The organism is Rhodobacter sp. P1_C2 (assembly GCF_056406375.1).
The window spans coordinates 297,816-316,119 of the sequence record NZ_JBFUAG010000007.1; the positions used below are offsets into that span (position 1 = coordinate 297,816).

At 64.4% G+C, this 18,304-nt stretch carries 18 protein-coding genes; 4 read left to right on the plus strand and 14 right to left on the minus strand.

Annotation, left to right across the window (positions count from 1 at the left end):
- Positions 1-2 precede the first annotated feature (2 nt).
- Positions 3-683, plus strand: a complete 681-nt coding sequence (locus AC1DZT_RS13905) for a fumarylacetoacetate hydrolase family protein (RefSeq protein ID WP_478007224.1) — start codon at positions 3-5, stop codon at positions 681-683.
- On the opposite strand, the gene ccoS is transcribed toward AC1DZT_RS13905, so the two are convergent.
- Genes ccoS through ccoG form a run of 4 tightly spaced genes read right to left on the minus strand, consistent with a single transcriptional unit; the run spans position 680 to position 4,964 of the window.
- Positions 680-838 carry a cbb3-type cytochrome oxidase assembly protein CcoS gene (gene ccoS / locus AC1DZT_RS13910; protein ID WP_478007225.1) on the minus strand — a complete coding sequence of 53 codons (159 nt, stop codon included), beginning with the start codon at positions 836-838 and terminating at the stop codon, positions 680-682. The genes AC1DZT_RS13905 and ccoS overlap by 4 nt on opposite strands.
- On the minus strand, positions 838-3,030 hold the full coding sequence (locus AC1DZT_RS13915) for a heavy metal translocating P-type ATPase (protein ID WP_478007226.1): 2,193 nt from the start codon (positions 3,028-3,030) through the stop codon (positions 838-840). The genes ccoS and AC1DZT_RS13915 overlap by 1 nt, the downstream gene beginning before the upstream one ends.
- A gap of 1 nt (position 3,031) precedes the next feature.
- Positions 3,032-3,535, minus strand: a complete 504-nt coding sequence (locus AC1DZT_RS13920; protein ID WP_478007227.1) for a FixH family protein — start codon at positions 3,533-3,535, stop codon at positions 3,032-3,034.
- Position 3,536: 1 nt separating this feature from the next.
- Complete coding sequence (ccoG, locus tag AC1DZT_RS13925; RefSeq protein ID WP_478007228.1) at positions 3,537-4,964, minus strand: cytochrome c oxidase accessory protein CcoG; 1,428 nt, start codon at positions 4,962-4,964, stop codon at positions 3,537-3,539.
- A 194-nt stretch (positions 4,965-5,158) separates the two neighbouring features.
- Here ccoG and AC1DZT_RS13930 point away from each other — a divergent pair, with 194 nt between their 5' ends.
- The gene (locus AC1DZT_RS13930) at positions 5,159-5,851 is read left to right on the plus strand and encodes a DUF2270 domain-containing protein (protein ID WP_478007229.1); all 693 of its coding nucleotides are present in this window, start codon (positions 5,159-5,161) and stop codon (positions 5,849-5,851) included.
- A 116-nt stretch (positions 5,852-5,967) separates the two neighbouring features.
- Here the strand turns inward: AC1DZT_RS13930 and ccoP are convergent, their stop codons facing one another.
- The 4 genes from ccoP to ccoN are packed head-to-tail and all read right to left on the minus strand — an operon-like array spanning position 5,968 to position 9,418.
- Positions 5,968-6,870 (minus strand): cytochrome-c oxidase, cbb3-type subunit III, encoded by a 903-nt coding sequence (ccoP, locus tag AC1DZT_RS13935; protein ID WP_478007230.1) that lies wholly within the window; start codon positions 6,868-6,870, stop codon positions 5,968-5,970.
- Positions 6,871-6,873: 3 nt separating this feature from the next.
- Positions 6,874-7,065: a cbb3-type cytochrome c oxidase subunit 3 gene (locus AC1DZT_RS13940; RefSeq protein ID WP_478007231.1), complete on the minus strand. Its 192-nt coding sequence runs from the start codon at positions 7,063-7,065 to the stop codon at positions 6,874-6,876.
- Positions 7,066-7,074: 9 nt separating this feature from the next.
- Entirely contained in the window at positions 7,075-7,803 is a 729-nt protein-coding gene (gene ccoO / locus AC1DZT_RS13945) for a cytochrome-c oxidase, cbb3-type subunit II (RefSeq protein ID WP_478007232.1), read from the minus strand.
- A gap of 13 nt (positions 7,804-7,816) precedes the next feature.
- Positions 7,817-9,418 (minus strand): cytochrome-c oxidase, cbb3-type subunit I, encoded by a 1,602-nt coding sequence (gene ccoN, locus AC1DZT_RS13950; RefSeq protein ID WP_478007233.1) that lies wholly within the window; start codon positions 9,416-9,418, stop codon positions 7,817-7,819.
- Between the two features lie 233 nt (positions 9,419-9,651).
- Between ccoN and AC1DZT_RS13955 the strand changes: the two genes are divergently transcribed.
- Complete coding sequence (locus AC1DZT_RS13955) at positions 9,652-10,518, plus strand: universal stress protein (protein ID WP_478007234.1); 867 nt, start codon at positions 9,652-9,654, stop codon at positions 10,516-10,518.
- A gap of 81 nt (positions 10,519-10,599) precedes the next feature.
- Here the strand turns inward: AC1DZT_RS13955 and AC1DZT_RS13960 are convergent, their stop codons facing one another.
- The 6 genes from AC1DZT_RS13960 to epmA form a co-directional block, all read right to left on the minus strand.
- Positions 10,600-11,595: an ABC transporter ATP-binding protein gene (locus tag AC1DZT_RS13960; protein ID WP_478007235.1), complete on the minus strand. Its 996-nt coding sequence runs from the start codon at positions 11,593-11,595 to the stop codon at positions 10,600-10,602.
- Positions 11,592-12,560: an oligopeptide/dipeptide ABC transporter ATP-binding protein gene (locus AC1DZT_RS13965; protein WP_478007236.1), complete on the minus strand. Its 969-nt coding sequence runs from the start codon at positions 12,558-12,560 to the stop codon at positions 11,592-11,594. The genes AC1DZT_RS13960 and AC1DZT_RS13965 overlap by 4 nt, the downstream gene beginning before the upstream one ends.
- 1 nt (position 12,561) lies before the next feature.
- On the minus strand, positions 12,562-13,470 hold the full coding sequence (locus AC1DZT_RS13970; protein ID WP_478007415.1) for an ABC transporter permease subunit: 909 nt from the start codon (positions 13,468-13,470) through the stop codon (positions 12,562-12,564).
- 22 nt (positions 13,471-13,492) lie between these two features.
- Complete coding sequence (oppB, locus tag AC1DZT_RS13975; protein WP_478007237.1) at positions 13,493-14,416, minus strand: oligopeptide ABC transporter permease OppB; 924 nt, start codon at positions 14,414-14,416, stop codon at positions 13,493-13,495.
- Between the two features lie 68 nt (positions 14,417-14,484).
- A complete protein-coding gene (locus AC1DZT_RS13980) occupies positions 14,485-16,098 on the minus strand; it encodes a peptide ABC transporter substrate-binding protein (RefSeq protein ID WP_478007238.1) in 1,614 nt (537 codons plus the stop codon).
- A gap of 165 nt (positions 16,099-16,263) precedes the next feature.
- The gene (gene epmA / locus AC1DZT_RS13985; RefSeq protein WP_478007239.1) at positions 16,264-17,301 is read right to left on the minus strand and encodes an EF-P lysine aminoacylase EpmA; all 1,038 of its coding nucleotides are present in this window, start codon (positions 17,299-17,301) and stop codon (positions 16,264-16,266) included.
- Between the two features lie 100 nt (positions 17,302-17,401).
- Between epmA and efp the strand changes: the two genes are divergently transcribed.
- Positions 17,402-17,968, plus strand: coding sequence for an elongation factor P (gene efp, locus AC1DZT_RS13990; RefSeq protein ID WP_478007240.1), 567 nt, complete (start codon positions 17,402-17,404; stop codon positions 17,966-17,968).
- Positions 17,969-18,304 lie beyond the last annotated feature (336 nt).

Here is an 18,304-nt window from a genome sequence, read left to right on the forward strand (position 1 = left end):
AGATGACCGGTTACGTTCTCCCCCTGCCCGGCCAGGTCAGCCTGCCCGTCGCAGGCAGCGCCGACCGTTTCCCGGTGCGGCGGATCTTCTGCGTCGGGCGCAACTATGCCGAACACAGCATCGAGATGGGGGGCGACCCGACCAAGGAGCCGCCGTTCTTCTTCACCAAACCCGCCGATGCCGTGGTGGAATCCGGGGCCACCATCCCCTATCCGCCCGCGACGCAGGACTTTCACTTCGAGGGTGAGCTGGTCGTGGCGCTTGGCCGCGGCGGCGCCGATATCGCCGAGGGGGATGCCCTCTCCCATGTCTGGGGCTATGCCGCCGGCAACGATCTGACCCGCCGTGACATGCAGGCCGCAGCCAAGGCCGCGCGCCGGCCCTGGGACATGTCCAAGGGCTTCGACAATTCCGCCGTGGTCGGCCTCATCCACCCCGGCACCACCCTGCCCGATGCCAAGCTGACCCTGACGGTCGATGGCGCGCAGCGGCAGGAGACGATGCTGTCGGCGATGATCTGGGACGTGCCGGGCGTGATCGCTTACCTGTCGCGCCTCGTCACCCTCGCGCCCGGCGATCTGATCTTCACCGGCACCCCTGCCGGCGTCGGCGCCCTGCACCGCGGCGAGACCTGTACCGTCAGCATCGAGGGCCTCAGCCCGGCCACCGTGACCATCGCCTAAGGCGCTGGCCGGTCGTCGTAATCCTTGGTCAGGATGCGGCTCGCATCGCCCTGCGGGTCGTCGAACTGCTTGGTGCGCATCGCCCAGACGAAGGCCACCAGCCCGATGAAGCCCAAAAACAGCGAGACCGGGATCAGGATCGTCAGGATCTGCATTACTTCAACCTCAGCGCGTTGAGCGAAACCGAGATCGAAGAAAGCGACATCGCCAGCGCCGCCGCAAGGGGCGTCGCCATCCCGGCCAGCGCCAGGGGCACCGCAATGACGTTATAGGCGGCGGAAATCTCGAAATTCTCCACCATCCGCCGGGTCGCCTGCCGCGAAATCCGCGTCGCATCGGCGATCGCCGACAGATCGCGGCCCAAAAGCACGATATCCGAGGCGACCCGCGCCGCATCCAGCGCCTGCGCGGGCGAGATGCTGACATGCGCCCCGGCCAGCGCCCCGGTGTCGTTGAGCCCGTCGCCCACCATCAGCACCTTGTGCCCCTCATCCGCCAGCCGGCGCACCAGCGCGGCCTTCTCGGCCGGCAGGGCGCCCGCGACCCAATCGGCAATCCCGATCCGTCCGGCAAAGGCCGAAACCGCAGCCTCGTTATCGCCCGAGACCAGCTTGATCGCCTTGCCCTGCGCCCGGAGGCCGGCAATCGCGGCCTCGGCCCCGGGGCGGATCTGGTCGGTGAAGGTGAAGGCCAGGGGCGCCTGCCCCGCGATCTGCAGATAGGTCGCGGTCTGCGCCGCAGCCTGGGCCTCGACCCAACCCGCCCGGCCCAACCGGACCCGAGCGCCGTTCAGCACGCCCTCGATGCCATAGCCCGGCACCTCGCGCAGATCGGTGACCGGGGCCGCCTCTCCCGTGATGCGCCCGGCCAGCGCCAGGGCCAAGGGGTGCGACGAAGCCTTGGCCAGCGCCAAAGCCACCGCCTGCGCCTCAGCCGGGATCGTCGCCAGATTGTCCGGCTCCGGCGCGCCGAGGGTCAGGGTGCCGGTCTTGTCGAAGACCACGACATCGACCTCGGCCAGCCGTTCCAGCGCGGTGCCGTTCTTGATGAGAACCCCCTTGCGGAACAGGCGACCCGAGGCCGCGGTCACCACCGCAGGCACGGCCAGACCCAGGGCGCAGGGGCAGGTGATGATCAGAACCGCCGCCGAGATGTTCACCGCAAAGCGGATGTCGCCGCCGGTCTTCCACATCCAGTAGCCGAAGGCGGAAAAGGACAGAAGATGCACCAGCGGCGAATAAAGCCGTGCCGCGCGTTCGGCCAAAGTGGTGTAGCGGTTGCGCGCGCTTTCGGCCACCGCCACCAGATCGGCCATCCGGTGCAGCGAGGATTCGCGTCCCGCCGCCGTCACCCGCAGGGTCAGGGGCCCGGTCAGGTTGACCTCACCGGCAGAGACCGCCAGCCCCGGCCCGGCAAAGACCGGCAGGCTTTCCCCGGTCAGAAGGCCGCGGTCGACCTCGGAGGTACCCGCCATCACCACGCCGTCCACCGGCATCCGCCCGCCGGGGCGCACCAGCACCAGATCGCCCTTCGCGACCTCGGCCAGGGGGCGCAGATGCTCCACCCCGTCCTCCAGCACGATGGCGCGGGGCACTTCTAACGCAGCAAGCTCCTCGGCGGCAGAACGCGCCAGCGCCCGGCTGCGGTGGTCCAGATAGCGGCCCAGAAGCAGGAAGAAGGACAGCATCACCGCGGCGTCGAAATAGGCCTTCTCGCCCGAATGCATCGTCTCATACAGCGAGATCGACGAGGCGAGGATCAGCGCCAGCGAGATCGGCACATCCATCCCCAGACGACCGACGCGCAAGGCGGCCCAGGCCGATTTGAAGAAGGGCTGGCCGACGAAGACCACGGTCGGAATGGCGATCAACGCCGAAATCCAGTGGAACATGTCGCGCGTCGCGGCCTCGGCCCCCGACCAGACGGCGACCGACAGCAGCATGATGTTCATCATGGAAAAGAAGGCGACGCCCAGCCGCATCAGAAGCTCGCGCCCCTGACGGTCGGTTTCGGTCATCGACAGCATGCCGGGGTCCAGCTCATGCGCCTCGTAGCCCACCCCCTCCAGCGCATGGGTCAGCTCAGCCGCGGTGATCTGCGGCTCCGCCTCGACCGAGACGCGCTTCAGGGTCAGGTTCATCCGCGCCGAATGCACCCCCGGATAGGACTTCAGCGCGCCTTCGACGGTGGAGATGCAGGCCGCGCAATGCGCCGTGGGCAAGGACAGCATCAGGCGGGCAGGTTCCATCCGGCGCATTTCGGCCAGACGTTCGGCGGCGGGGGCCGCCACGCAGGCCGGGCAGGCCGCGATCCGTCCGGGGCCTTCATCGGTTGCTTCGTAAGCCATCTCAGTTCCTGACGTAGAAAAAGGTCCGCGCCTGATAAAGCGTGCCATCCTGCGCATGGGCGACGATCTGCAGCATCCATTTGCCGAAGGGCAGGCTGTTGGTCGAGACATAGGCCCCGTCATCGGCCCGCACCATCTGCGGATGCTGGTCCTGCGCGGCTTCGGTCGGGCGGCCCACCAGCACATCCAGATCCTTCGGGATCACCGGCTGGCCCGAGGCATCCATGAACTCCAGCCGCAGCTGATCCTTGGCGTGGTCATAACCTTGCGTCAGCTTCCAGTGCAAAGCCTCCTGCGCGGCCTTTTCCTGATCGAAGGTCTGCGAGGCGACGTAGCTGTCGCTTACCTCCAGCCCCGGAAAGGTCGAGATCGCCTTGTAGGCCAGGGTGAAATTCACCGCGATGATGACGCCGAAGAAGCTGAGCGTCAGGGCCAGCATGTGCCAGCCGGTGAAGGGGCGGCCGGAATCCCGCGCAGCAAGGGGAGCGGTTTTGTCAGGGGTCATCTCAGTCATCCTTGCCGTTGAAGATGGTGTCCTTGTGAACGCGCTCGGCCTTGGGGGCATCGGGGCCTTCGGCATCGCTGATCCACAGGCGCAGCGGCATGTGGTGGGTCTTGGCCGCCACTGTATCCGCCTTTGCCGTCACGAACAGCCGTTGCACGCGGGTCTCGTTGGCCTTGACCAGCACGCGCAGATCCGGCGTGCCTTCCAGGCTCAGCGTCACATCGCCGCCCGCCGTGGCCGAGAAGGTGAACCAGCGGTCCTCGCCATGCTTGTTGCGCAGGCGCAGATCATAGGTGTTGCGGATCGACCCGTCCGAGAGGACGACCAAGGGCGGGTTGCGCACCGGGGTGACCGAGACATCGATATTGGCGCGCAAAAACAGCGCCACGATCAGCCCGACCCCGATACCGGCCCAAAGCACGGTGTACAGGAGGGTGCGCGGCCGCAGGATATGCTTCCAGATCGACAGATCCTGCTTGCCGGCCCGCTCCAGCGGTTCATCGGTCAGGGCGAGATAGCCGATGAGGCCGCGCGGCTTGCCGATCTTGTCCATCGTCGTGTCGCAGGCGTCGATGCAGAGGCCGCAGGTGATGCAGGCCAGCTGCTGGCCGTTGCGGATGTCGATGCCCATCGGGCAGACGTTGACGCAGGCCATGCAGTCGATGCAATCGCCGTTGCCCTCGACCGTCTGCTTGCCGCGCGGCTCGCCCCGCCAGCTGCGGTAACCGATGGTGATGGTGTCCTCGTCCATCATCGCGGCCTGGATGCGCGGCCAGGGGCAGGCATAGATGCAGATCTGTTCCCGCGCGAAGCCGCCGAAGAAGAAGGTGGTGAAGGTCAGCACCCCCATCGTGATATAGGCGATCGGCGGGGCGGAGAAATGGATCAGGTTCCAGAACAGCGTCGGCGCATCGGCGAAGTAGAAGATCCAGGCGCCGCCGGTGGCGAGGCCAATGAAGAACCAGACCCACCATTTGAAGATGTTCTTGGTCAGCTTCTCCCAGTTCCACGGCTGGCGGTGCAGGCGGATGCGGGCGTTGCGGTCGCCCTCGATCCAGCGCTCGACCAGGATGAAGAGGTCGGTCCAGACGGTCTGCGGGCAGGCATAGCCGCACCAGACCCGCCCGGCCGCCGAGGTGAAGAGGAAGAGGCCAAGCCCTGCCATGATCAGCAGGCCCGCGACGAAGTAGAACTCGTTCGGCCAGATCTCGATCATGAAGAAGAAGAAGCGCCGGGTCGACAGGTCCAGAAGCACGGCCTGGTTGGGCAAATTCGGCCCGCGGTCCCAGCGCAGCCAGGGCGTCAGGTAGTAGACGCCCAGCATCGCCGCCATCAACCACCATTTCAGGGTGCGGAATTTGCCCTTTACGCGGCGCGGAAAGATCGGCTCGCGGGCGGCGTAAAGCTTCGGTTCTTCGATTTGGGACATGACTGACTTCCTGTGCGCCCCCCGCTTTTGCACTGCAGCGCGCCTAGGCGCATTGACTTAGGTCAAGCCCGGCGCCGAAGCCTGCCCGGCACCGCCTTTGCGGGCGCCTCCTGTGCCGGGCTCCACCGCTTTCCTTAACGGGACCGGGCAAATCTGTGGCATCCTGTCCTTGCGGCCCGCAACCGGCCGCAACGATGGGAGGAGACATCGTGGAAAAACGCACATCAGCGCGGGACGAGGAATTTTCGTCCGCGGAAATCGGCGCGCTTGCGCATCTTTACCGGGGCGAGGTCTATCGCTCGACCGTCTGGCGCACCCGGCTGGACACCACCACGAACTGGTCGGTCGTCACCCTCGGCGTGGCCCTGTCGATCACCTTTTCCCAACCCACGGCCTCGCCCCTGCCGCTGGTCCTGGTCGGGATCCTGATCCTCTTGTTTCTGGCGCTGGAGGCGCGGCGCTATCGCTATTTCAACGTCTGGCGGGCGCGGTCGCGCTGGATCGAGCGGAATTTCTTCGTGCCGATGCTGCGCGATGCCGATCTGCACACCGATGCCGGCTGGCAGAAGGTCCTGGCCGAGGATTACAGCAACCCGCAGTATCACATCAGCTATCTGACGGCGATGGCGCGGCGGGTGCGCAGCAATTACCTGTGGATCCTGCTGATCCAGACCATCGCCTATTGCGGCAAGCTGATGGTGCATCCGACCCCGGTGGCCAGCTGGCAGGATTTCGTCAACCGCGCCAACATCGGGCCGGTCCCCGGCCTCTTCGTCCTGGTGATGGGGGTGATCTATATCCTGGCCTGGGTGCTCCTGGCGCTTTGGGTCACGCGAGAGGACATGCGGCGGTTCAAGGCGCGCGGCGGCACCACCTCGATGGGCTAGTCCCGGACTGAGCCAAGGCCGGAACATAGAAGCACCGGCATCCCTGGAACCGCGCGAACAGGGGGGATGCCGGTGCCCATGACGCCCGGGCGAACCCGGACGGCATCTCGTTTCCGTTACTCGCCACCGCCAAGGCTGTGCACATAGACGGCGACGGAACGGATCTGGTCTTCGGTCAGGCGCGGCGTGCCGCCGGGCGGGGCAAAGCCCCAGGTCGGCATGACGCCATAGCGCGCATTGGTCACGGTATAGGTGATGGTCGCGCGGTCGCCGCCATAAAGCCAGATGGCGTCTGTCAGGTTGGGCGCGCCCACATCACGGTTGCCCTTGCCGTCGTCGCCATGGCAGGCGGCGCAATTGTCGGCAAAGATCTGCTTGCCGGCCTCGGCCTTGACGGCGTCATGGTCCTGGCCCGAGATCTGCAGGACATGTTCCACCACATCGCCGATCTGTTCCGGCGTGAGGATCCCATCCTTGCCAAAGCTCGGCATCTGCGACATCCGCGCATCGGGGTCCACCGTGTTGCGGATGCCATGCGTCACCGTGGTATGGATCGCATCCAGCGAACCGCCCCAGAGCCAGTCATTGTCCAGAAGGTTGGGATAGCCCTTGCCCTGCACCCCGGCGGCCCCTGCCCCGTGGCAGGGCGCGCAGTTGTTGAGGAAGATCGACTTGCCCGCCTCCAGCGCATAGGCCTTCAGGTTCTCGTCCCCTTCGATCGCGTTCAGATCGGCGGCCACCAGCTTGGCCTTGATCGGCGCATTGGCCTCGTCAAAGCGCTTGATGTCCGCCGCCACATCCGCCCGGGTCGAGGCGCCGAGCAGCCCCGGCGTCGCCCCGTGGATCAGGGGCCAGGCCGGATACATCACGCTGTAGCCCAGCGAGAAGACGATGGTGAGGTAGAACACCCAAACCCACCAGCGCGGCAGGGGATTGTTCAGCTCTTCGATCCCGTCCCAGCTGTGGCCGGTGGTGCCGACCTTGGCCTTGGGGTCTTCCTTGATTGGCTTGGCACACATCGCTCAGCCCTCCTTCGAAGGTCCGGGAATGGGCCCGGGTTTCTTGTCATGCTTGAAGATCACATTGGCCGCGTCCTGGTGGATCAGCCGGCTGCCCGGACGAAAGGCCCAGATGGCGGCGCCCACGAAGAACAGGGTCAGCAAAAGCAGGGCCCAGCTGTCGGCCATCTCGCGCAGGAAGGTGTAATGTTCCATGATCCCCCCCTAGCGCGACGCATCGGGCGTGAAGGTCGAGAAGTCGACCAGCGTGCCCAGCACTTGCAGATAGGCCACCAGCGCATCCATCTCGGTCAGCTCAGGCTGGCCATCGAAATTGGCGACGGTCACCTTGGTGCCATAGCGCGCGGTCAGGCCGCTGGTATCGCCATCCGGGTTGGCCTGTGCCGCGAAATCGGCCTTGGCATTGGCGATCTCGTCGTCGGTATAGGGCACGCCGACCAGACGGTGGGTCTTCATCTCGCCCGCCATGAACTCGGCGCTGATCGGCGTCGTCGACAGGAAGGCGTATTTCGGCATCACCGATTCCGGCACGATGGCTTCAGGATTGCTCAGGTGATCGACATGCCAGGAGTTGGAGTATTTGCCCCCCACCCGCGCCAGGTCCGGCCCGGTGCGCTTCGACCCCCACTGGAACGGATGGTCATACATCGATTCCGCCGCCAGCGAGTAATGGCCATAGCGTTCGACCTCGTCCCGCATCGGGCGGATCATCTGGCTGTGGCAGACATAGCAGCCCTCGCGGATGTAGATGTCGCGGCCCGCCAGTTCCAAGGGGGTGTAGGGCCGCATGCCCTCCACCTTCTCGATCGTGTTCTGCAGGTAGAAGAGCGGCACGATCTGCACCAGACCGCCGATGGTCACCACCAGAAAGCTCAGCACCAGAAGCAGCGTGGCGTTCTTTTCGATGATCTTGTGTTTGTCGAGAAAAGCCATGTTCCGTGCCCCCTTATTCAGCCGGAACGCCGGCGTAGGCAGCGGCCCGTGCAGGCTGCGCTTTCACCGTCATCCAAAGATTGTAGACCATGATCAGCGCCCCGGTCAGGAACATCGCCCCACCCAGACCCCGCACCACATACATCGGGAACTTGGCAGAGACGGTGTCGGCGAAGGCATTGACCAGGAAGCCATTGGCGTCGACTTCACGCCACATCAGGCCTTCCATGATGCCCGAGACCCACATCGAGGCCGCGTAAAGCACGATGCCGATGGTGGCGAGCCAGAAGTGCCAGGACACCAGCTTCAGGCTATAGAGCCCCTCGCGGTTCCACAGGCGCGGCGTCAGGAAGTAGAGGACCGAGAAGGTGATCATCCCGTTCCAGCCCAGGGCGCCAGAGTGGACGTGGCCGATGGTCCAGTCGGTGTAGTGCGACAGCGAGTTGACCGCCTTGATCGACATGACCGGGCCTTCGAAGGTGCTCATCCCGTAGAAGCCGATGGCGATCACCATCATGCGGACGACCGGATCGGTGCGCAGCTTGTCCCAGGCGCCCGACAGCGTCATCAGACCGTTGATCATGCCACCCCAGGAGGGCATCCACAGCATGATCGAAAACACCATGCCCAGGGTCGAGGCCCAGTCGGGCAGCGCGGTGTAATGCAAATGGTGCGGACCGGCCCAGATATAAAGGAAGATCAGCGCCCAGAAGTGGATGATCGAGAGCTTGTAGCTGTAGACCGGGCGATCGACCTGCTTCGGAACGAAGTAGTACATCATGCCCAGGAAGCCCGCGGTCAGGAAGAAGCCCACGGCGTTGTGGCCATACCACCACTGCACCATCGCATCCTGCACGCCCGAATAGACCGGCACCGAGACCGAGCTGAGAACCGAGATCGGGATCGCCGCGTTGTTGACGAGGTGCAGCATCGCCACCGTCAGGATCATCGCGAGGTAGAACCAGTTGGCCACATAGATATGCGGCTCGCGGCGCATGACGAGGGTGCCGACAAAGACAGCCAGGAAGGCAACCCAGACCACGGTGATCCAGATGTCGATATACCAGACCGTCTCGGCATATTCCTTGCCCTGGGTGCCGCCCAGAATATAGGACGAGGCCGCCAGCACGATCATCAACTGCCAGCCCCAGAAGACGAACCAGCCCAGGTTGCCGCCCCAAAGCCGCGCGGCAGAGGTGCGCTGCACGACGTAAAAGGCGCTCATGATCAAGGCGTTGCCGCCAAAGGCAAAGATCACCGCCGAGGTGTGCAGCGGCCGCAGCCGGCCAAAGTTCAGCACGCCATCGGTCACATTGCCCAGATTGAGCGACGGAAAGGCCAGCTGAAAGGCGATGACCACGCCCACCAGAAAGCCCACGACGCCCCAGAACGCGGTGGCAATCACCCCGGCCCGGATCACCCCGTCCTGATATTCGTTGAGGTTGACCGTCTTGTCTTCGCCCACCTGGCTCAAGACATAGAGGAAGGCGATCGCCGCGGCGATGGCCACTTCTATGGCATTGACCATATAGGGAAGATCATGCGCGTAGTTGGCGGCAATGGCGGCCAAGATGGCCACCGCGGCCAGCACGATCAATTTCGCGTAGTCCCACATGTTCCTGTCCCTTCGTCCCTTGGTGCCCTGGCTTCGGCCCCTTTGTCGCGCGGAGGAATGGGTCCGCGTCGCAGAGGGCTCCCGACGGGCTCCTGACAGGCTCTGGTTTTGCAGGTGCGGCGGAACTTCGCCTTGATCCATATCAACAGCGCGTGATCAACCGCATGATCCGTGTCAAAGCCCCGCGGCACTTCCCATGTCAAAGTGAGCCATCTGGAACCGCGGAGGCGAACATGACCTACAAATCCATCCTGACCGTCGTGACGAATCCTGCCACGGCCGAAGCCTCCATCGCGGCTGCGGCCGCGGTGGCCCTGAACTTCGATGCCCATCTGGAGATTCTGGCGCTTGGCGTCGACAAGGTGCAGATGGGCTATTCCTACATCGGCGCCGGCGCCGTGATGACCGAATTTGCGCTGGAACGGGCCGAGGCGGATGCCCATGCCGTGGCCGCCGCCGCCAACCGCGCCCTGGCCGAGGTCGACCCGGCGCTGCGCTTCAGCCTCGAGGCTGCGGTGGCCGAAATGGGCAGCCTGACCGCCGTCGTCGGCAATGCCGCAAGCTTTGCCGATCTCGTCGTGCAATCGCGGCCCTATGGCACCGGCAAGGGCTATGAGGCCGAGGCGGTGGTCGAGGCCGCCCTCTTCGACGGCCGTGCCCCGGTGCTGGTGGTGCCGGATTCCTATGTCGGCCAGTTCGACCTGATGAAGAAGATGACCACGCCGCGCCGCGTGCTTCTGGCCTGGAACCAAAGCTCCGAGGCGCTGGCCGCCGTCAAACAGGCGATGCCGCTCTTGAAACAGGCCGATCTGGTCGATGTCACCGTGGTCGACCCGCCGACCCGCGGGCCGGAACGCTCGGACCCGGGCGGCGTCCTCTGCCAGTACCTCGTCCGGCACGGCGTCAAGGCGCAGGTCTCGGTTCTGGCCAAGACCCAGCCGAAAGTCTCGGAAATCCTCGCCCGCCATGCGCTGGAAGAGGGCTGCGACCTGATGGTCATGGGGGCCTATGGGCATTCCCGCTTGCGTGAGGCCGTGCTGGGCGGGGCAACCCGTGCCGCATTGGAATCCGCCGCGATCCCGGTGCTGATGGCGCATTGAGCGCGTCGCACAGAAACCGGGCAAAGGTCCGGAGGGGCAAAAGCGGGGCAAGGCGCGGGGAAGGAGGTCCCCGCGCCTTTCTTATTCGGCTGCCGCCAGCACCGGGCCGGGGAAGTGGCAGGCCACCGCCGCCTCACCGCCCAGAAGCGGCGGCAGTTCGGCGGCGCAGATCGCCTGCGCCTTGGGGCAGCGGGTGCGGAACACGCAACCCGAGGGCGGGTTCATCGGCGAGGGCAGATCGCCCTCCAGCGTGATCATCTTCTTGGACCGCTCGGCCGCCGGGTTCGGGATTGGCACCGCCGAGAGTAGCGCCTGGGTATAGGGATGCTGCGGGTTGGCAAAAAGGCGGCGCTTGGGCGCATCCTCCATCACCCGGCCGAGATACATCACCATCACCCGGTCCGAGATATGTTTGACCACCGACAGGTCATGCGCGATGAAGATCATCGCCAGCCCCAATTCGCGGCGCAGGCTGGCCAGAAGGTTGATCACCTGCGCCTGGATCGACACGTCCAGCGCCGAAACCGGCTCGTCGCAGATCAGCAGCTTCGGCTCCACGATCAGCGCCCGCGCGATGCCGATGCGCTGGCATTGCCCGCCGGAAAACTCGTGCGGATAGCGGTTGATCTGGTTGGGAAGCAAGCCCACCCGGTCCATCATCAGCTGCACCCGGGCCTTGACCTCTTCGGCGGGCAGGTTCGGGTAATGGGTCCGCAAAGGCTCTGCCACGATCTGGCCCACGGTCATCCGCGGGTTGAGGCTGGCAAAGGGGTCCTGGAACACCATCTGGATCGCGGCGCGATGCGCCAGCATCTGCTGGCGGTTCAGCGTCAGAAGATCGGTGCCGCCCTGCCACAGGACCTTGCCCGTGGCCGGCAGCATCCGGATCAGGGCGCGGGCCAGCGTGGACTTGCCCGAGCCGCTTTCGCCCACGATGCCCAGGGTTTCCCCCGGCTGCAGCGCAAAGCTCACATCCTTGACCGCCTGCAGACGGCGCGGCGGCGTCCAGGGCATGTCGCCCTCGCGCCGGATCGTGAAGGTGACCGAGACGTCGCGGGCTTCGATCAGGGGCGTCATACCAGTTCCTCCACCGGACGGTTGCAGGCGCGTTTGCGACCGGGCGAAAACTCGGTCAGGGGGGAGAGCCTTTGGTGGCATTCCGCGATCACATAGGAACAGCGCGGCGCGAAGGGGCAGCCCTTCGGCGCGCGGGTCATGTTGGGCGGGCTGCCGGGGATGGCGGAAAGCTCGCCTTCCTCCTGATCGACCCTGGGCAGGGCGTGCAGAAGGCCCCGCGAATAGGGATGGCTCGGCGCGTCGAAGAAGGGATCGACCGGCGATTGCTCCATCACCTGGCCGCCATACATCACGATCACCTCGCGGCAGAAGCCGGCAATCACCCCAAGGTCATGGGTGATGAGGATGGTCGCCATTCCGAAATCGCGTTGCAGATCGCCAAGCAGGGCCATGATCTGCGCCTGCACCGTCACGTCGAGCGCCGTCGTAGGCTCGTCGGCGATCAGAAGCTCGGGCTGGCAGAGCAGGCTCATCGCGATCATCACGCGCTGGCGCATCCCGCCGGAAAACTCGTGCGGATACAGACGGATCCGCCCCCGCGCATCGGGGATCTTGACCGCATCCAGCATCCGCGCTGCCTCAGCCACGGCAGCATCCTTGGTCATGCCCTTGTGGTGGATCAAGACCTCCGCCATCTGGTCGCTGACCCGCATATAGGGGTTGAGCGAGGTCATCGGGTCCTGGAACACCATCGCGATATGGTTGGCGCGGACCTTGTTCAGCGTGGGCAACGGGGCGCCGATCAGCTCGGTCCCGTTGAACTTGGCCGAACCGCGGGCGGTGCCGTTCTTGGCCAAGAGCCCCATGATCGCAAAGGCGAGCTGGCTTTTGCCCGAGCCGCTTTCGCCGACGATGCCCAGCGTCTGGCCCTTTTCCAAGGCAAAGCTGATGCCATTGACCGCATTCACCGTGCCATCCGGCGTCGCAAACGACACGCCGAGATTAGAGACTTCCAGCATGGCCATATCAGCGGTCCTTCGGGTCAAGGGCATCACGCAGCCCGTCGCCGACGAAGTAGAAGGCGAACATGGTCATGATGAAGAAAAGCATCGGAAAGCCGAGCTGCCAGAGCGTGCCATAGCGAATCGTCTTGGCCCCTTCCGAGATCAGCTCCCCCAGCGAGGTTTGCGGTTCCTGCACGCCAAGGCCAAGGAAGGAGATGAAGCTTTCGGTCAGGATGATGTCGGGCACCAGAAGTGTCGCATAGACCACGACGATGCCCAGAAGGTTCGGCACGATATGGCGCAGGATGATGCGCGGGGTCGAAACCCCGGTGGCCTGCGCCGCCTCGATGAACTCGCGCGATTTGAGGGTCAGCGTCTGGCCGCGCACGATCCGCGCCATGGCGGGCCAGGACAGGAAGCCGATGCCGATCAGCAGCACGGCCAGCGACTTGCCGAACATGACCAGAAGCAGGATCACCACGAACATGAAGGGAATGGCGAGCAGGATATCCACCAGCCGCATCATCACCCCATCGGTCCGCCCGCCGACATAGCCCGAGACCGCGCCATAAAGCGTGCCCACCAGAACCGAGATCGCGGTGCCGAGGATGCCGACATAAAGTGAGATCCGCGTGCCCATCGCGGTGCGGGCGAACAGATCGCGCCCCTGGTCATCCACGCCAAAGTAATAGCCCTTGGCCCAGCTCGGCGCGCCTTGCTCTGCGGCATGGCCCATGATGGTGAAGTCGATGTAATCGTAGCTGTAGGGCGAGATCAGCTGCCCGAAGGCCGCAAAAGCCACGCAGATCAGCAGCAGGATCACCCCTGCCACCGCCGCCTTGTTGCGCATGAAGCGCACCCTTGCATCGGCCCAGAGCGAGCGGCCCTTGACCTCGTCCAGCTGCGCCAGCCGCTTGGCCAGCGCGGTCATGTCGATTGGGGAAAGCACCATGTCAGAACCGGATCTTGGGGTCGACCCATGCGTAAAGCACATCGACGATAAGGTTGAAGAGGATGGTCAGGACGCCGACCAGCAGCGTCACCCCCATCATCAGGGCATAGTCCCGGTTCAGGGCCGCATCGACAAAGAACTTGCCGATCCCGCCGGTCGAAAAGAACATGTCGATCACGACCGACCCGGTGATCATCGACACGAAGGTCGGGCCCAGATAGCTCAGCACCGGGATCAGCGCCGGCTTCAGCGCATGGCGCAGGATGACTTTCGAGGTCGGCAGACCCTTGGCGCGGGCGGTGCGGATGTGGTTGAGGCTCAACACCTCCAGCATCGAGGACCGGGTGATCCGCGCGATCGAGGCCATATAGGCCGTGGCCATCGCGATCACCGGCAGAACCTGATGCTTCCAGTCGCCGCCATCCCAGCCGCCCCCGGGCAGCCATCCCAGCCACAAAGTGAAGATCAGCACCAATATCGGCGCCATCACGAAGTTGGGCAGCACCTGCGCCCCGATCGAGATTCCCACCGCCAGATGGTCCAGCCAGGAATTCTGGAACACCGCCGCCAGAACCCCCAGGCTGATGCCGACGCTGACCGACAGCACGAAGGCCCAGATGCCGTAGCTCAAGGTCACCGGAAAGCCCTGCGCGATGATCTCGTTCACCGTGCGGTCCTTGTAGACGAAGGAGGGGCCAAAGTCGAAATGCGCGACGATCCCCCAGACATACCGCGCCATCTGCACCCAGATCGGCTGATCCAGCCCGTATTTGGCGTTGAGGTTGGCCAGAACCGCGGCGGGAAGCTGCTTTTCCTGGGTGAAGGGCCCGCCCGGTGCCGCATGCATCATCAGGAACGAGATGATGATCAACAGCAACAGCGTCGGGATCGCGACCAGAAGCCGCTTGAAGATGAAAGAGATCATGGGTCACGCGTCAAAAAGGCAGCAGGGGGGCCGCGCTCACGCAGCCCCCCTGCCCTGCCGAGGGAAGATTACTTCGTGCGGTAGAGGTCCTTGGAGTACCAGAACTGCATCGCGTCATGCATCGGCAGACCCTTGATGTCGGGCTTGACCATGTCGACCTTGGCATAGTGGTAGATCGGGATGATCGGCATGTCGGCCGCCAGCAGCTCTTCGGCCTTGGTGTAGTTGGCCGAGGGGTCCTGCATGCTCTTGGCATCCTTCATCAGGGTGTCATAGGCCGGGTTTTCATACTTGCCGTCATTGTTGGTCGAATAGCCGGTGTAGAGGTCGAGGAAGGTCGAAGCCTCGTTATAGTCGGCGCACCAGGCGTAGCGGGCCATCTCGAAGTCACCGGCGATCAGCTTGTCGGTGTGGACCTTCCATTCGTAGTTGTTCGGCGTCAGCTGCACGCCGAGGGTCTGCTTCCACATCTGCTGCACGGCCACGGCGATCTTCTTGTGCGCTTCCGAGGTGTTGTAGTTCAGCGTCAGCTGCAGGGGATGGTCCGGGCCATAGCCGGCTTCGGCGAGCAGGGCCTTGGCCTTCTCGTTGCGCTCGGCCTGCGTCCAGTGCGAATAGTCGATGTCGGGCATGACATAGCCGTTGATCGCCGGAGGGGTCCAGGAATAGGCCGCCGTCTGGCCGCCCTGCAGGATGTTGTTGACGATGACATCCCGGTCCACCGCATAGGACAGGGCCTTGCGGACGCGGACATCCTTCAGGGCCTCGTTGCCTTTGCCCTCGGCCATGTTGATGATGTAATCATAGGCGCAGGCATAGGGGGTCGAACGCGCCTCGGTCGGGGCGGATTCCTTCAGGCGCGGATACTGGCCTGCGGGCACGTCGGTCCGGTCCAGTTCGCCCGCCTGATAGCGGGTCAGGGCGGCGTCCTCGTCATTGATCACCAGGGCGGTGATCGGCGACATGATGACGTTCTTGGCGTCCCAGTAGTTGGGGTTCTTCGTCTCGACATATTTTTCGCCATCGACGAAATCGGTCAGAAGATAAGCACCATTGGTGACGATGTTCTCTTTCTTGGTCCAGTCGGCGCCGAACTTCTCGATCGCGGCCTTGGGCGCCGGGAAGGTCGAGGAGTTGGTCAGCATCTTGGTGAAATAGGGAATCGGGTTGTCCAGGGTGACTTCCAGCGTCAGGTCGTCGATCGCCTTGATCCCGAGCTCCGAGGCGGGCTTCTTGCCGGCGGTGATGTCGGCGGCGTTCTTCACCTGGGCCAGTTCCAGATAATAGGCATATTCCGAGGCCAGCGCCGGGTCGACCAGCCGCTGCCAGCCATAGACGTAATCGCCGGCGGTGACCGGGGTGCCATCCGACCATTTCGATTCGGGGCGCAGCTTGAACGTATAGGTCAGCTTGTCATCCGACACGGTGTAGGACAGGGCGCCGGCCGGAACCAGGTTGCCGTCGCCGTCTTCGTTGTAGAGGCCCTCGAACAGGCCGCGCGCCACGTCGCTGTCCTCGACCGAGGAGATCAGCTGCGGGTCCAGCGACTTCACGCTGTCGAGCATCCGGTAGGTATAGGCCTGATTGTCGGCCAGCTCTTCCCCGGTGCGGGGGTTCTTGTCGGCAAAGGCGGGCAGCGCCGCCAGCGTCAAGACGGTGGACAGAAGCAGTTTGGATTTCATGTGGGGACTCCCGATTGGACCAAGGCGGTCGGATGCCGCCTTTGCGCTAAAGCCTAGGTTGTGCCGTCCGATAGGCAAGCAGATTGTTGTTAGTTGACGTGGCGCCCAAGCTGGCAAAATGCCGAAATCGTCGGTCAATCTGCCAGGTGTTCCATGGTGAATCAGTCATGCAACCGGCGTCCAGATCACGTCGTCGATCCGCGGCGCATGGGTGGCGAGCATCACCAGCCGGTCGAAGCCAAGAGCGATGCCCGAGGAGGCCGGCATGAAGGCCAAGGCCGCCAGAAAATCCTCGTCCAAGGGGTAACGCTCGCCATAAACCCGCTGTTTTTCGTCCATTTCCGCCATGAACCGGCGGCGCTGCTCTTCCGGGTTGGTCAACTCGCCAAAGCCATTGGCAAGCTCCACCCCGCAGGCATAAAGCTCGAACCGCTCCGCCAGACGCGGGTCATCGGGCGTGCGCCGCGCCAGCGCCGCCTCGGCCGCGGGATAGCGGTCGAGGATCGTGGGCCGGCCAAGCCCCAGATGCGGCTCGACTTTTGCCACCAGAACCGCCGACAGAAGGTCCGACCAGGTGTCATCCGCCGCCACCCGAAGCCCCAGCGCCGCCACCTGCCGCGCCAGAGGCTCGACCGTGGTGCTGCCATCCGGCAGGATCGAGGCGAGAAGGTCCACCCCGGCGTAACGCTGCAACGCCTCCACCACGCCCAGCCGTTCCGGCGCGGCAAAGGCGTCGCAGCTGCGGTCGCCATGTTTGAGGGTCCGGGTGCCGGCCTGCTCACAAGCCATCTGCATCAGCGCCACGCAATCCTGCATCAGGACCGCGTAATCCTCGCCCACGCGGTACCATTCCAGCATGGTGAATTCCGGCGAATGCCGCGCGCCCCGCTCGCGGTTGCGCCAGACATGGGTCAGGGCGAAGATCCGCTCCTCCCCCGCCGCCAGAAGCTTCTTCATCGCAAATTCGGGCGAGGTGTGCAGATACATCTGCCGCGCCGCGCCGTCATTGCCGATGACCGTGGTGGCAAAGCCATGCAGATGCGCCTCGTTGCCGGGGCTGGCCTGCAGGGCCGCGGGATCGACCTCGAGGAAATCGCGGTCGGCGAACCACTGGCGCAGCCCGGTCTGGATGCGGCTGCGGGCCAGAAGGGCGGGGCGACGGTCGGCATGGCGGTCACGCTGCCACCACGGGTTCTGTGTCATGCGGCTTCTCTCTGGCGATTTCTGTGAAATAGGGGTAAAGGCTGCGCCGATACGGCCTCTCCTTAGCGACCGGGGCCTCTGGAAACAAGGAATCCGTCACGTGAAGGTCATCGCATCCTCGCTCCGCAAGGGCAACATCGTCGAACTGGAAGGCAAGCTCTATGTCGTCCTGAAGGCTGAAAACTTCCACCCCGGCAAGGGCACGCCGACGACCTCGGTCGACATGCGCCGCATTTCGGATGGCGTGAAGGTGGCCGAGCGCTGGCGCACCACCGAGATGGTCGAGAAGGCCACCGTGGACGAGCGCGAATATGACTTCCTCTACGAGGACGGCGAGGGCTTCCACTTCATGGAGCCGATGAGCTATGACCAGATCACTGTCTCGGCCGATGTGGTCGGCGACAGTAAGGTGTTCCTCGGCGAAGGTGTGAAGGCCTATGTCCAGACCTTCGAAGGCGTGGCCATCGCGATCACCCTGCCGCAGAAGGCCGTGGTCGAGATCGCCGAGACCGAACCGGTGACCAAGGGCCAGACCGCCTCCTCCTCCTACAAACCGGCGATTTGCACCAACGGGCTGCGCGTCCTCGTCCCGCCGCATATCGGCGCTGGCACCAAGATCATCATCAACACCGATGACCTGTCGTACCAGGAACGCGCCAAGGATTGATCTGCCGCCTGAGGCAGAGAACAAAAGCCGGGGGCATCGAGCCCCCGGCTTTTGTGTTTCCACGGGATGGATGCCGAACGGCGCAAGGGTTGAACCCGCCGGGGCCAGCCCCGGGCCCCGGAGTATTTGGCCAGATCGCAAAGGATAAGGGCAAAGTGCGCCTCGGCCCGGGGGGTTCTTACACCCATGTGAGAGCTTCACACCCAGCCGAGGCGACTTGCGCTCTGCCGCCAACGGGACTCCTCCCTGTACGGAGTCCCAGTATTGCCCACCTTGGTTAAGTAATCGTTACCGCCCCCTTTTGCCCTCTGTCGCAATACTCTCGGGGGGGCGCGG

What these genes read in the sequence shown, in the direction of transcription:
- AC1DZT_RS13905 (WP_478007224.1), top strand. Translation starts at nt 3, where the DNA reads ATGACCGGTTACGTTCTCCCCCTGCCCGGCCAGGTCAGCCTGCCCGTC.
- ccoS (WP_478007225.1), bottom strand. Translation starts at nt 838, where the DNA reads ATGCAGATCCTGACGATCCTGATCCCGGTCTCGCTGTTTTTGGGCTTC.
- AC1DZT_RS13915 (WP_478007226.1), bottom strand. Translation starts at nt 3,030, where the DNA reads ATGGCTTACGAAGCAACCGATGAAGGCCCCGGACGGATCGCGGCCTGC.
- AC1DZT_RS13920 (WP_478007227.1), bottom strand. Translation starts at nt 3,535, where the DNA reads ATGACCCCTGACAAAACCGCTCCCCTTGCTGCGCGGGATTCCGGCCGC.
- ccoG (WP_478007228.1), bottom strand. Translation starts at nt 4,964, where the DNA reads ATGTCCCAAATCGAAGAACCGAAGCTTTACGCCGCCCGCGAGCCGATC.
- AC1DZT_RS13930 (WP_478007229.1), top strand. Translation starts at nt 5,159, where the DNA reads ATGGGAGGAGACATCGTGGAAAAACGCACATCAGCGCGGGACGAGGAA.
- ccoP (WP_478007230.1), bottom strand. Translation starts at nt 6,870, where the DNA reads ATGTGTGCCAAGCCAATCAAGGAAGACCCCAAGGCCAAGGTCGGCACC.
- AC1DZT_RS13940 (WP_478007231.1), bottom strand. Translation starts at nt 7,065, where the DNA reads ATGGAACATTACACCTTCCTGCGCGAGATGGCCGACAGCTGGGCCCTG.
- ccoO (WP_478007232.1), bottom strand. Translation starts at nt 7,803, where the DNA reads ATGGCTTTTCTCGACAAACACAAGATCATCGAAAAGAACGCCACGCTG.
- ccoN (WP_478007233.1), bottom strand. Translation starts at nt 9,418, where the DNA reads ATGTGGGACTACGCGAAATTGATCGTGCTGGCCGCGGTGGCCATCTTG.
- AC1DZT_RS13955 (WP_478007234.1), top strand. Translation starts at nt 9,652, where the DNA reads ATGACCTACAAATCCATCCTGACCGTCGTGACGAATCCTGCCACGGCC.
- AC1DZT_RS13960 (WP_478007235.1), bottom strand. Translation starts at nt 11,595, where the DNA reads ATGACGCCCCTGATCGAAGCCCGCGACGTCTCGGTCACCTTCACGATC.
- AC1DZT_RS13965 (WP_478007236.1), bottom strand. Translation starts at nt 12,560, where the DNA reads ATGGCCATGCTGGAAGTCTCTAATCTCGGCGTGTCGTTTGCGACGCCG.
- AC1DZT_RS13970 (WP_478007415.1), bottom strand. Translation starts at nt 13,470, where the DNA reads ATGACCGCGCTGGCCAAGCGGCTGGCGCAGCTGGACGAGGTCAAGGGC.
- oppB (WP_478007237.1), bottom strand. Translation starts at nt 14,416, where the DNA reads ATGATCTCTTTCATCTTCAAGCGGCTTCTGGTCGCGATCCCGACGCTG.
- AC1DZT_RS13980 (WP_478007238.1), bottom strand. Translation starts at nt 16,098, where the DNA reads ATGAAATCCAAACTGCTTCTGTCCACCGTCTTGACGCTGGCGGCGCTG.
- epmA (WP_478007239.1), bottom strand. Translation starts at nt 17,301, where the DNA reads ATGACACAGAACCCGTGGTGGCAGCGTGACCGCCATGCCGACCGTCGC.